Source organism: Mycolicibacter sinensis (assembly GCF_001667945.1).
In the GTDB taxonomy this organism is placed as follows: Bacteria; Actinomycetota; Actinomycetes; order Mycobacteriales; family Mycobacteriaceae; genus Mycobacterium; species Mycobacterium sinense_B.
The window spans coordinates 1-12,393 of the sequence record NZ_LZJK01000075.1 but is presented as its reverse complement, the minus strand read 5'-3'; the positions used below and the strand labels follow the sequence as shown (position 1 = coordinate 12,393).

At 68.9% G+C, this 12,393-nt stretch carries 15 protein-coding genes; 10 read left to right on the top strand and 5 right to left on the bottom strand.

Features of this window, described 5'->3' with window-relative positions; translation table 11 throughout:
- Positions 1 to 10: 10 nt before the first annotated feature.
- The 5 genes from A5694_RS25250 to A5694_RS10000 all read right to left on the bottom strand — a co-directional run bounded on the left by A5694_RS25250 (position 11) and on the right by A5694_RS10000 (position 3,406).
- The gene (locus A5694_RS25250; RefSeq protein WP_419179739.1) at positions 11 to 241 is read right to left on the bottom strand and encodes a TNT domain-containing protein; all 231 of its coding nucleotides are present in this window, start codon (positions 239 to 241) and stop codon (positions 11 to 13) included.
- Positions 154 to 1,554, bottom strand: coding sequence for a hypothetical protein (locus A5694_RS24590; protein ID WP_064921687.1), 1,401 nt, complete (start codon positions 1,552 to 1,554; stop codon positions 154 to 156). Before A5694_RS24590 ends, A5694_RS25250 begins: the two co-directional genes overlap by 88 nt.
- A gap of 3 nt (positions 1,555 to 1,557) precedes the next feature.
- On the bottom strand, positions 1,558 to 1,770 hold the full coding sequence (locus tag A5694_RS10010; protein WP_064921686.1) for a hypothetical protein: 213 nt from the start codon (positions 1,768 to 1,770) through the stop codon (positions 1,558 to 1,560).
- 221 nt (positions 1,771 to 1,991) lie between these two features.
- Positions 1,992 to 2,828, bottom strand: coding sequence for an amidohydrolase family protein (locus A5694_RS10005; protein WP_064921685.1), 837 nt, complete (start codon positions 2,826 to 2,828; stop codon positions 1,992 to 1,994).
- A gap of 23 nt (positions 2,829 to 2,851) precedes the next feature.
- Positions 2,852 to 3,406, bottom strand: a complete 555-nt coding sequence (locus A5694_RS10000; protein WP_064921684.1) for a TetR/AcrR family transcriptional regulator — start codon at positions 3,404 to 3,406, stop codon at positions 2,852 to 2,854.
- 91 nt (positions 3,407 to 3,497) lie between these two features.
- Here A5694_RS10000 and A5694_RS09995 point away from each other — a divergent pair, with 91 nt between their 5' ends.
- The 10 genes from A5694_RS09995 to menE all read left to right on the top strand — a co-directional run bounded on the left by A5694_RS09995 (position 3,498) and on the right by menE (position 11,414).
- Positions 3,498 to 4,436: an aldo/keto reductase gene (locus A5694_RS09995; protein ID WP_064921683.1), complete on the top strand. Its 939-nt coding sequence runs from the start codon at positions 3,498 to 3,500 to the stop codon at positions 4,434 to 4,436.
- Positions 4,437 to 4,463: 27 nt separating this feature from the next.
- Positions 4,464 to 5,366, top strand: a complete 903-nt coding sequence (locus A5694_RS09990) for a 1,4-dihydroxy-2-naphthoyl-CoA synthase (protein WP_064921682.1) — start codon at positions 4,464 to 4,466, stop codon at positions 5,364 to 5,366.
- A gap of 43 nt (positions 5,367 to 5,409) precedes the next feature.
- Positions 5,410 to 6,294 carry an SDR family oxidoreductase gene (locus tag A5694_RS09985; RefSeq protein WP_064921681.1) on the top strand — a complete coding sequence of 295 codons (885 nt, stop codon included), beginning with the start codon at positions 5,410 to 5,412 and terminating at the stop codon, positions 6,292 to 6,294.
- Entirely contained in the window at positions 6,294 to 6,698 is a 405-nt protein-coding gene (locus tag A5694_RS09980; RefSeq protein WP_064921680.1) for a VOC family protein, read from the top strand. The genes A5694_RS09985 and A5694_RS09980 overlap by 1 nt, the downstream gene beginning before the upstream one ends.
- 106 nt (positions 6,699 to 6,804) lie before the next feature.
- Positions 6,805 to 8,088 carry an inorganic phosphate transporter gene (locus A5694_RS09975; RefSeq protein ID WP_064921679.1) on the top strand — a complete coding sequence of 428 codons (1,284 nt, stop codon included), beginning with the start codon at positions 6,805 to 6,807 and terminating at the stop codon, positions 8,086 to 8,088.
- Positions 8,085 to 8,378 carry a hypothetical protein gene (locus A5694_RS09970; RefSeq protein ID WP_064921678.1) on the top strand — a complete coding sequence of 98 codons (294 nt, stop codon included), beginning with the start codon at positions 8,085 to 8,087 and terminating at the stop codon, positions 8,376 to 8,378. Before A5694_RS09975 ends, A5694_RS09970 begins: the two co-directional genes overlap by 4 nt.
- A 43-nt stretch (positions 8,379 to 8,421) precedes the next feature.
- On the top strand, positions 8,422 to 9,630 hold the full coding sequence (locus A5694_RS09965; protein WP_064921677.1) for an inorganic phosphate transporter: 1,209 nt from the start codon (positions 8,422 to 8,424) through the stop codon (positions 9,628 to 9,630).
- The gene (locus A5694_RS09960) at positions 9,627 to 9,926 is read left to right on the top strand and encodes a hypothetical protein (protein ID WP_064921676.1); all 300 of its coding nucleotides are present in this window, start codon (positions 9,627 to 9,629) and stop codon (positions 9,924 to 9,926) included. Before A5694_RS09965 ends, A5694_RS09960 begins: the two co-directional genes overlap by 4 nt.
- Before the next feature lie 46 nt (positions 9,927 to 9,972).
- Positions 9,973 to 10,275, top strand: a complete 303-nt coding sequence (locus A5694_RS09955) for a DUF3349 domain-containing protein (protein WP_064921675.1) — start codon at positions 9,973 to 9,975, stop codon at positions 10,273 to 10,275.
- Positions 10,276 to 10,334: 59 nt separating this feature from the next.
- The gene (gene menE / locus A5694_RS09950; RefSeq protein ID WP_207515973.1) at positions 10,335 to 11,414 is read left to right on the top strand and encodes an o-succinylbenzoate--CoA ligase; all 1,080 of its coding nucleotides are present in this window, start codon (positions 10,335 to 10,337) and stop codon (positions 11,412 to 11,414) included.
- Positions 11,415 to 12,393: the final 979 nt, after the last annotated feature.

The window sequence follows — 12,393 nt, the reverse complement described above, 5'->3', positions numbered from 1 at the left end:
ACGGTCGCTTTTACGCCATCGGACCCACGATCATGTATTGAATCGATCCGGGTGATGGCGTCTGCCCGTAGAACGGCTCAACCGGCCCTTCTACAATTTGCCACCCAGAGGGCAGAGGCTTCCCGGTAACGATGTATCTATTGTAGTTCCCTCCTACGGATTCGGGAGCCAATGAACGATCCGAAAATGGCGTGCCGTCTGGCGCGAGATAGCGGCCACGGTTGGGACCAAATCGGTCGATAATCGAACCTTCCGGCAGCTGCGCAGGCTGCGGTACGTACCCCGGCGGAAACCCGTCGTTGCCCGGCCAGATCCGGTGTTCTGGGGTGCCAAACCGGGCTTCAAACTCCGCCGACGGCATTCCGCCGGTGGGGTGCCAGTCCCGCAGAACTGCGGCGGGCTCGCCGCCCGGAGTAAGGACCTCGGCCGGAAGCCCCGCCCGGACCATGGCACCTTCCCCAGCGAACGGAAGGGTGGCCGCAGCGGAGCCGGCATCGAAGGTCTTCTCTCCGAGGTAGTACGGGAGACTGGGCGCCTCAGCGCCTCTTTGACTTCCGCGACGCCGGCGCCGACGGGGTTGATCATCGCACTGCCGACGCCCTTGGCCATTCCGCCCCAGGATTCCAGCACACCGGGGGCGCCCGGTCCGCCCTGGCCTAGCAGATTCTTCACACCTTGTTCGGCGGCTCTCCACCGGTCACCGAAGCCGTCGCCGAACCCGGGCGCCGGCCCCCGCTGCGGCGCCGGCGGGATATAGCGCGGCAGCGGTTGTTGGGCGGCGACCACGGCCGCGTTGATCCGCGCCTCGATCTGATCCGGCGGAACACCGTCGTTGGCCAGTACCTGCCTAGCCGCTACTTTGAAGCTCTCGACGTCCTTGGGGTTCAGCGGCACCGGGGGGACGGAGCCACCACCCTGCCGCGCCTGATTCAACAGCCACGGCAGACTTCCGGCCGCTGCATCACCAGCGGCGTCGCCCGGGGTACGCGACGCGCCGGTCGGCGGCACCTGCTGAGCGGTCGTCGTGCCGTTGTCGGGCATCGGCGGGCCGAATATCGCGCGACCGTCCACGGTGACCTTGGTGTCGCCGACCACTGCCCGGATGGCGGTGGCCAGATCCTGATCGGTCCTGCTGGCGTCGGCCATCAGCTTGGTCAGCCGACGTTGCAGCGCATCGAAGTCATGGCGGTTCTGGGACGTGACTTTCCCGCTCAACCGCCCATCCGGACTGATCGCCCAATCGTTGCTCGCCGCAGCCGATTTGATAGAGGACCACTCCGTCTTGCACGCCGCGACCTCTGCCCGGGCAGTGTAGAAAGCGTTGGCGATCGAGGTTGCCTCACCCTGGTGATCGGCAATGTCAGCGCGGTGCTTGCCCAGCTCCTGTCGAAATGCGTCGCCGCCGTGGCCTTCCCAGTCCTTGAGTCCGCTGCCGGCGTCACCTAACGCCGCACCGAAGTCGGCTTTGCGCGCGGAGCGCTCCGTGGCGATCTCGAATACGGTGTCCAGAGTTTCGAGGTTCCACTTCTCAATGCCGTCGGTGGTGATCGTCATCCGCTACGAGGCGCCGGTACCTCGGGGAACGAGCACGGTGAACCTGCCGGCGTGCTCTTCCTCCATCGCCGTGTAGTGGCGGCCGCCGTCACGCATCGCCTCGGAGAAGGCGTGCACCCGCCCGTGCAACCTCGCGTCGGCGGCCTCCCAGTGCGCGCTCAACTCAACCAGGGCTTCCGCGGAGGACCCGGCCCAGGCCGCGGCACATTCGCCCAACTAGCCGGCGTGTCTGGCCGCGAATGTGCGTGACACCTCGGTCGCGTCGGCCACCCGCGAGGCGTGGGCGTGCAACTGCGCCGGATCAACCGATAGCTTCGTGGGATCACTCGGTACCGAAGCCATGCTCACACTTCCGTTGGAGCTGTGAGCAGAAAGCTAGCAAGGTTAATGGCCGTTCCGCCAGTCACCCGTATATGCGACTGACCAGTTGAAGGCGGCTATTCGCCCGAGTGTCCGATCTCCAACTTGAACACCCGCTCGGCATTGCCGTGCAAATAATCCGCCCGCGCCTCGTCATCGAGGCCGACATCGTCCAGCCCGTCGAGCGCATGATCGGGCATGATCATCGGATAGTTGGTGCCGAACAACACTTTTCGTTGCCCGGTCCGGGTTTTCATGAACCTGATCAGCTCGTCCGGCAGCCGCTTAGTGGTGTAGGCCGAGGTGTCGATGTAGACGTTCTCATGCTTACGCGCCACGGCGACCATCTCCTCGGTCCAGGGATAGCCGACGTGCCCGCACGCGATGACCAGTTCCGGAAAGTCCAGTGCCACTTGGTCGATGTAGGGAATCGGGCGACCGGTCTCCGAGGGCCGCAGCGGGCCGGTGTGGCCGACCTGGGTGCAGAACGGCACACCGAGCTCGACGCATTCGGCGAACAGCGGGTAATAGCGCCGGTCGGTGGGCGGCGCGTTCCACAGCCAGGGCACCACCCGCAGGCCGACAAACCCGTCGTCGCGCACCCGGCGCCGCAGTTCGCGGACGGCCTCCATCGGGTGATCCAGGTCGACGGTGGCCAGGCCCGCCAACCGGTTCGGGTGCGCCCGCACCCAGCCGGCGACCTCGTCGTTGGACACCAGGTCCATGCCGTTGGGGCCACGCCACGCGCTGAGCAACCCGAAATCCACGCCGGCCGAGTCCATCGCCGACACGGTGGCCTCGATCGGGATCTCATCCTCGGGCATGGACCCGCCGGTCCAGCGACGCAGGGACGCCAGCATGTCGTCGGCCAGGAAGCGACGGGTCGGGTGCTGCATCCAGACGTCGATGGTCATCGTCCCCACCGTAGCCACCTGACTCAAGCGGTGGCGGCAACTCCGGCGACCAGCAAGTCCAGCAGGCGGCCGGTCTGCTCGGGTGAAGCGCTGGTCAAGAAGATGCCCACCAGACTGGAGACCACATCGTCGGCCTGCACGTCGGCGCGCAGGCTGCCGTCGGCGGCGCCGGCGCGCAACAGGAGATCGACTGCGCCGGTGATGCTTTCGCGGGTCTCGTTGGTCGTCACGGCACCGGATTCGACCATGGCGCGCAACGATTCCGCCATGCCGCGCTTGGCCGCCACGAAGCCGGCGTAGCGATCCATCCAGCGTCGCAGCGCAACCTTCGGCGGGTGGCGGGTGAGCAACTGTTCGGCCACCGCTGCGACGTCGCCCAACTCGGCGCGGTAGACGGCCTCGACGAGCGCCTCGCGGTTGGGAAAGTGGCGGTAGAGGGTGCCGATCCCCACCCCGGCCTCGCGGGCGATCGCTTCCAGCGGCACCGGGCTCCCGTCCGAGCCGCCGAACGCCGCGGCGGCGGCCGCCAACAGCCGCTCCCGGTTGCGGCGCGCATCGGCACGACATTTCCCAACCAAAGCGGAGGAACCTCCGTTTCTGCTACGCTGCCGAAGCGGAGGACCCTCCGCATATCGTCCAGTGTCTCACTTCCCGCCAATAGGAGCCACCATGACAGACCAGCCCCAACCCGGCCGCATCGGCACGCAGCACGTGGCCCGCATCGGCTACGGCGCCATGCAGCTCGACGAGAGGATCTCCACCGACGACGCCGTGGCGGTGCTGCGGCGCGCCCTGGAACTCGGCGTCAACCACATCGACACCGCCTCTTTCTACGCCGGCGGCGAGGTCAATCACCGGATCCGAAAAGCCTTGGCGCCCTATCGCGACGACCTCGTCATCGTTAGCAAGGTCGGCGCCGCCTACACCGGCGTCGGCCCCGTTCCGCTGACCGCCGCGCAGAAGCCGGCCGAGCTGCGCGCCGCCGTCGAAAACGACCTGCGCCAACTGGGTTTGGACACCGTGCCGGTGGTCAACCTGCGGCGCTACGATCTCGGCCCCGCCCCCATCCCGGAGGGCGACCAGAACGTCGGCCTGGACGATCAGCTGGCCGAGATGATCGCGCTGCGCGACGAGGGCAAGATCGCCGCGATCGGCATCAGCAGCGTGGGCCTGGACGTGGTGCAGCGGGCCCTGCCGGCCGGGATCGTCTGCGTGCAGAACGCCTACAGCCTGCTCGACCGCACCCAGGAGGAGACGCTCGACTTCTGCGCCGACGAAGGCATCGCCTGGGTGCCCTACTTCCCGCTGGGCTCGGCGTTCCCCGGCCTCCCGAAAGTCACCGACAATGCCGTCGTCCGTGAGATCGCCGGCGAGCTCGGCGCCACACCGGCCCAGATCGGGCTGGCCTGGCTGCTGACCACCTCGGCGAACACTTTGCTGATTCCCGGTACCGGATCCATCCCGCACCTGGAGGAGAACATGGCCGTGGCCGACATCGTCTTGAGCGACGACGCCATCGCCCGCTTGGATGCGATCACCGCACCGGGACAGGGACCGGACTACGCGGCGAGCCTGCACGACACGTTCCGGGAAGCTCCAGCGACCTAACGGCGACGCCCCGGTACGGTCGCAGGCGTGAGCAGCAACCCGTTCGATGAGAGCATCTGGCGGCCGGTGGACGGCTTCGCCGACCTGACCGACATCACGTACCACCGCCACGTCACCGACGCCACGGTGCGGGTCGCGTTCAACCGCCCCGAGGTGCGCAACGCATTTCGCCCGCACACCGTCGACGAGCTGTATCAGGCGCTCGATCACGCCCGGATGTCCCCGGACGTCGGCGTGGTGCTGCTGACCGGCAACGGGCCCTCCCCGAAAGACGGCGGCTGGGCGTTCTGCTCCGGCGGGGACCAGCGCATCCGCGGGCGCAGCGGTTACCAGTACGCGAGCGGCGAGACCGCCGACACGGTGGACGCCGCCCGGGCCGGGCGGCTGCACATCCTGGAGGTGCAGCGGCTGATCCGATTCATGCCCAAACCGGTGATCGCCCTGGTCAACGGCTGGGCGGCCGGCGGCGGGCACAGCCTGCACGTGGTGTGCGACCTGACCCTGGCCAGCCGCGAGCACGCCAAGTTCAAGCAGACCGACGCCGACGTCGGCAGCTTCGACGGCGGCTACGGCTCGGCGTATCTGGCCCGGCAGGTGGGCCAGAAGTTCGCCCGCGAGGTCTTCTTTTTGGGCCGGCCCTACACCGCGGAACAGATGCATCAGATGGGTGCGGTCAACGAAGTGGTCGACCACGCCGAGCTGGAGGCCACCGGCGTGCAGTGGGCCAAGGAGATCAACGGCAAATCCCCTCAGGCGCAACGCATGTTGAAGTTCGCCTTCAACCTGCTCGACGACGGGCTGGTGGGCCAGCAGCTGTTCGCCGGCGAGGCTACCCGGCTGGCCTACATGACCGATGAGGCCGTCGAGGGCCGTGATGCGTTCCTGCAGAAGCGCGACCCGGATTGGAGCGCCTTCCCGCGCTACTTCTGAGCGGGCGCTTCGCCCCGCACAGACCCGCATAGAGTGGCTATTTATGAGCAAGAGCCCGTTACGCCGCCTGACCGATCAGCTCACGCTCGCGACCATGCGCCCCCCGGTCGCCGCGCAACTGATGCACCGGCCCGGTGCCAAGCCGATCGACCTGACCGGCAAGCGGGTGCTGGTGACCGGCGCGTCGTCGGGCATCGGGGAGGCCGGCGCCGAACGCTTCGGGAAAGCGGGGGCCACGGTGATCGCGGTGGCCCGGCGCCAGGAGAACCTCGAGGCGCTCGTCGAGCGGATCACCGACGCCGGCGGCACCGCCCACGCCATCGCCTGCGACCTGTCGGACCTGGACGCCGTCGACGCCCTGGTCAAGGACGTCGACGAGCGGTTCGGCGGGGTGGACATCCTGGTCAACAACGCCGGCCGGTCCATCCGTCGGCCGCTGGCCGAATCCCTGGACCGCTGGCACGACGTGGAGCGGACCATGCAGCTCAACTACTACTCGCCGCTGCGGTTGATCCGCGGGTTCGCCCCGGGGATGCGCGAGCGCGGCGACGGCCACATCATCAACGTCGCCACCTGGGGCGTCTTCACCGACTCCTCGCCGCTGTTCGGGGTGTACAACGCCTCCAAGTCGGCGCTGAGCGCGGTGAGCCGGGTCATCGACAGCGAGTGGGCCCGCTACGGCGTGCAGTCCACCACGTTGTACTACCCGCTGGTGGCCACCCCGATGATCGCGCCGACCGAGGCGTTCCAAGGCAAGCCGGCGCTCACCGCCGACGAGGCCGGCGAGTGGATGATCGACGCGGCTCGCTACCGCCCGATCCGCATCGCGCCGCGGCTGGCGCTGGCGTTCCGCGCCTTGGACAACCTCAACGCGGGCTGGGCCACCGCCCTGGTCAAGCGGAACCGGATCGAGCCCGTCGAGAACTGATGGAGATCCTGGCCAGCCGGGTGCTGCTCCGGCCTACCGATTACCAGCGTTCGCTGCGGTTCTACCGCGACGAGCTGGGGCTGGCGATCGCCCGCGACTACGGCGCCGGCATGGTGTTCTACGCCGGACAGTCGCTGATCGAGCTGGCCGGCCACGGCAACCCGGAGCGTCCGCAAGCGCCGTTTCCGGGGGCGCTGTGGCTGCAGGTGCGCGACGTCGCCGCCACCCAGTCCGAACTGGAGAGCCGCGGCGTTCCGATCGCCCGGGCCGCCCGGCGGGAACCGTGGGGGCTGCATGAGATGCATGTCACCGATCCGGACGGCACCACCCTGATTTTCGTGGAGGTTCCGCCCGAGCACCCGCTGCGCCGGGACACCCGCCAGGACAAACGCGCCGAAGGTTAACGGCAGGCGAACAGTTCGGAACGTCTCGAAGTACAGCGGCGTTTCGCGCCCATGATCGTTAGACAACAGCATCGCCGCCCGCCAGAATTGGCGCTGTGATGCTCTCGTGAGCCTTGATCTGTTCCTTTTGATCATCGTGGTGGTCACGGCGCTCGCCTTCGACTTCACCAACGGCTTCCATGACACCGGCAACGCGATGGCAACGTCGATCGCCAGCGGTGCGCTCAAGCCCAAGGCGGCAGTCACGCTGTCGGCGTGCCTGAACTTGCTCGGCGCGTTCCTGTCGACCGCGGTGGCGGCGACGATCGCCAAGGGTCTGGTGGACGCCCACCTGGTGAGCCTGGAGCTGGTCTTCGCCGGCCTGGTCGGCGGCATCGTCTGGAACCTGCTGACCTGGCTGCTCGGTATCCCGTCCAGCTCCTCGCACGCCCTGATCGGCGGCATCGTGGGGGCGATGATCGCCGCCGTCGGCGGGCACGGGGTGATCTGGAGCGGTGTGGTCTCCAAGGTGCTGGTTCCGGCGGTGGTGGCCACCGTGATCGCCACGCTGATCGCCTCGGTCGGCACCTGGCTGGTCTACCGGCTGACCCGCGGGGTCGACGAAAAGCATTCCGAGAAGATGTTCCGGCGCGGCCAGATCGGCTCGGCCGCGCTGGTTTCGCTGGCGCACGGTACCAACGACGCGCAGAAGACCATGGGAGTGATCTTCCTCGCGCTGATGTCCTACGGCGCGGTGAGCAAGTCCGAGACCCTGCCGCCGCTGTGGGTGATCGTCAGCTGCGCGCTCGCGATGGCGGCCGGCACCTACACCGGCGGCTGGCGCATCATCCGCACCCTGGGCAAGGGCCTGGTCGAGATCAAACCCCCGCAGGGCATGGCCGCCGAATCGGCCGCCGCCGCGGTCATCCTGCTGTCCAGCCACTTCGGCTATTCGCTGTCGACCACGCAGGTCGCCACCGGGTCGGTGCTGGGCAGCGGTGTCGGCAAGCCGGGCGCACAGGTCCGCTGGGGCGTCGCCGGCCGGATGGTCTCGGCCTGGCTGGTGACGCTGCCGATGGCTGGCGCGGTCGGCTCCGGCGCCTACGGGCTGGTGCACGGGATCGGCGGCTACCCCGGGATCATCGTCGGCGTGGCGCTGCTGATCACCGCCACCTTGGCCATCTGGCTGCGCTCCCGCCGGGCGCGCATCGACCACAACAACGTCAACGCCGAATGGGACGGCACCCTGACCGGCGGCCTGGCCAATTTGGACGGTCACGTCCCGGCACCGGCGCAGAGCCCGCTGGTGGAGCAGGCCCTGCGGACAGCGTTCGACGCCGACCCGGAAGTGCCGCAGCTGACCGTCGTCACCGGCGACGACCCCTCCGCCCGCGAAGTCGTCCGGTCATGAGCGAGTGGTTCAACTACGCCGCAACCCTCAAAATCCTGGTATTCGGGCTGCTGGTCGGCGGGGCACTGCCGGCGCTGTTCGCGGTCGGGGTGCGGGTCAGTGCGATCGGCAGCAGCGTCTCCGCCACCGCTGATGGCACCGCGAGCGCGAAGCGGCCGGCGCTGCTCGCGCTCAGCTGGGCGATCTTCCTGGTAGTGCTGGCCGTGGTGGTCATCGGGGTGTTGTTCATCGCTCGCGACTTCCTGGGCCATCACTTCGGCTGGTACCTACTCGGGGCGAAAGCGAAGTAACCCGGTTCGACAAGGCGGGCGGGCAGCTGCAAAAATTCGCCCGGTGACCTTGGAGCTGTTCTTGTTGATCACGGTCGTGATCACCGCCCTGGCTTTCGACTTCACCAACGGCTTCCACGACACCGGCAACGCCGTCGCCACCGGGATCGCCAGCGGCGCCCTCAAGCCGAAAACCGCCGTGACGCTTTGCGCCACCCTGAATCTGATCGGTGCGTTCCTGTCGACGCAGGTCGCGGCGACCATCGCCAAAGATCTGGTGGTCACCCATCTGGTGACGCTGGAGATCATGTTCGGTGGTCTGGTCGGCGGCATCGTCTGGAACCTGCTGACCTGGCTGTTCGGCATCCCGTCCAGCTCGTCGCACGCGCTGATCGGCGGGGTGGTCGGCGCGATGCTCGCCGCGGCCGGCGGGTCCGGCGTGCGCTGGGACGGCGTGGTGTCGAAGGTGCTGGTCCCCACCGTGGTGGCCGTGCTGGCCGCCACCCTGGTCGCCACCGTCGGGACCTGGCTGGTCTACCGGCTGATTCGCAACGTCTCCCCCCGGCGCACCCGGCGGGAGTTCCGCCGCGGCCAGGTCTTCTCGGCCGCCCTGATGTCGCTGGCGCACGGCACCAACGACGCCCAGAAGACGATGGGCGTCATCTTTTTGGCGCTGATCTCCTATGGCGCCGCCCGCAAGACCGACGTGATGCCGCCGTTGTGGGTGATCGTGAGCTGTGCGCTGGCGATGGCGGCCGGCACCTACTTCGGTGGCTGGCGGGTGATTCGAACCCTGGGCAAGGGGCTCGTGGAGATCGAATCCCCGCAGGGCATGGCCGCCGAATCGTCATCGGCGGCCATTATTTTGCTCTCCAGTCACTTCGGCTACTCGCTGTCGACCACCCAGGTGGTGACCGGCTCGGTGCTGGGCTCGGGGCTGGGCAAACCCGGCGGCGAGGTGCGCTGGACGGTGGCCCGCCGGATGGCGACGGCGTGGCTGGTCACCCTTCCGATGGCCGGCGCCATCGGGGCGCTCACCTACCGGGTGATCCACACCATCGGCGGCTACCCGGGCACCATCGTCGGGCTGGTCCTGCTGGTGGGCGTGTCGGCGCTGATCTGGCAGCAGTCCCGCAAAGTCCCGGTCGATCACACCAACGTCACCGCCGACTGGGGTAACCACATGACCGACGGTCTGGATGTCGTTGCGCCGCAACCGCACCCAGTGTCCGGATCGTCAGGTGATGTCGGCGCGGAGGAGATCGGCGCATGAACACGCTCAGCACCTGGTTCAACTATGTGGCCACCGCCAAGATCCTGATCTTCGGTCTGCTGATCGGCACCGCGCTGCCCGCACTCTTCGCAATCGGGGTACGCCTGGGCGCCGCCGCGGACGGCCCCACCGGGCACCCGCGGGCACTGAACGTGCTGCGGTGGGCGGTCTTCACGCTGTTGTCGGTGGCGGTGCTGGCCGGGGTGTTGTTCATCGCGCGTGACTTCATCGAGCACCGCATCGGCTGGCAGTGGGACGACTGGGGCGGCTGGGACGACGTCTTCGGCCTCGAATAGACGTAATATCGATCCCGACATAAGCCTCGGCGCGGGGAAGTTGAGTATGAACAAATTTCTCACCTCGATCGTGGCCTGGCTGCGCGCCGGATATCCCGACGGCGTCCCGCAGACCGACTACGTGCCGCTGCTGGCGCTGCTGTCCCGGCGGCTGACCAACGACGAGGTCAAAGCGGTCGCCGGGGAACTGATCGGTCGCGGTGAATTCGACCGCATCGACATCGGGGTGCTCATCGCGCGCCTGACCAACGAACTGCCCGCCCCGGAGGACGTCGAGCGGGTGCGGGAGCGGTTGGCCGCCAAGGGCTGGCTGCTGGACGACGCCCCCACCAGCGGAGGGACCCCATAGCCGGCCTGCGTGCGCTGGTCGTGCCACCCGACGGTGCGGTGTCCACGCTGTTACCCGCCGTGGCGGCCGTCCTGGACGGCCACGACGCCGCATTGACCCCGGTTGCTCCCGACGCTGATCCGTCGGTCCTGACCGCGCTGCGGGTGGGAGAGCCGGTCGAGAACGACGTCGCGCTGGTGGTGACGACGTCGGGAACCACCGGGGTGCCCAAGGGGGCGCTGCTGACCGCCGCGGCGCTGCAGGCCAGCGCGGCCGCCACCCAGGATCGGCTGGGTGGCCCGGGCCGCTGGCTGCTGGCGTTGCCGCCGCACCACATCGCCGGAATCCAGGTGGTGGTGCGCAGCCTGATGGCCGGCACCACCCCGGTGCAGCTCGACGTGGCAGCGGGTTTCGACGTTTGCCGGCTGCCGGCGGCGGTCGCCGAACTCGGGTCCGGGCGGCGCTACACCTCCCTGGTGGCCACTCAGCTCGCCAAAGCGCTGACGGCTCCGGCCGCAACGGCGGCGCTGGCCGAACTGGACGCGGTGCTGCTGGGCGGCGGGCCGGCGCCGCAACCGATCCTGGACGCTGCGGCTGGTGCGGGGGTGCGAGTGGTGCGCACCTACGGCATGAGCGAGACCGCCGGGGGCTGCGTCTACGATGGCGTGCCACTGTCGGGGGTTCGGGTACGGATCGGTGCCGATGGGCGGATCGCGATCGGAGGGCCGACGCTGGCCCGGGGTTACCGCAATCGCGTCGACCCCGACCCGTTCGCCGAACCAGGGTGGTTTCACACCAACGACGTTGGCGCCCTGGATGCTTCGGGACGCTTGAGCGTGCTGGGGCGCGCCGACGACGCGATCAGCACCGGCGGGCTGACCGTGCTACCCGGCCCGGTGGAAGCCGTATTGGCAACCCATCCGGCGGTCGCCGACTGCGCGGTGTTTCCGGTCGCCGACGATCGGCTGGGGCAGCGGGTCGCGGCCGCGGTGGTGGTGGCGGGTGCTAAGCCGCCGACCCTGGAGGCGTTGCGCGCCCACGTCGCAGAATCGCTGGACGCCACGGCAGCGCCCCGTGAGTTGCACATCGTGGATGCGCTGCCGCGCTTGGGGATCGGGAAGCTGGACCGAAAAGCGTTGGCGCGTCGGTTCGGTCAGTGACCGCCCGAGCCGCCGCTGGATCCGCCGCCCGAGTCACCGCTGGCGCCGCTGCTGGATCCGCCGCTCGAGCCACCGCTGGAGCCGCCACCGGAGTCCGACGAGCTGGAGCCGCCGCCGCTGGAGCTCCCGCCCAGCCCACCGCCGGAACCGCTGCTGTCCGAACCTCCGGAGCTGCTGCCGGATCCACTGCCGCCGGTACCTCCCGACTCCGTACCCGACCCACTACTGCCGGATCCGCCACTCCCCGAGCTACTCGAATCGCCACCGGAGCCACCACTGCCAGATCCACTGCCCTCGGACGCGCCCGCGTCACTGCCCGACCCCGTGCTGCCCGAGCCGCCGGATGTGCCACCGGAACCGCCGGGATGACCACTGGCCCCGCTGTCGTCGGAACCGCCCGAGTCGCTGCCGCTACCCGACCCGCCGGGGCTGGTGCCGGAACCGCCCGCACTGCCCTCATCTCCACCGGTACCGCTACCGCCGGAATGGCTTCCGCCGGAATCGTTGCTGCCCGAACCGTTCCCGCCCGAGTCGGTTCCACCAGAACCGGTACCACCCGAACCGCTCCCGCCCGAGTCGGTTCCACCAGAACCGGTACCACCGGAACCACTACCACCAGAGCCGGCATCGCCACCGGCCCCGGATTCACCGCCGGGATGGCTGCTACCGGTGTGTCCGCCACCGGCGCCGACGTCTCCCCCGCCGCAGGCACCGTTGCCCAAACCCGCTGTGGCCCCGGTGCTTCCGGAACCACCGGCTGCGGTCGCCCCTCCTCCGGTGGTGGCCCCGGTTGTGCCGCCTGCCGTGCCGTCAGCCCCGGCGGTGATCCCGTTCCCGATTCCGATTCCGATCATCACCGGACCGATTGGCGGCGGCGGCGGTGGGCGGGGCGGCTCGGGTAGCACCGGCTGCGGTCGCCCCTCCTCCGGTGGTGGCCCCGGTTGTGCCGCCTGCCGTGCCGTCAGCCCCGGCGGTGATC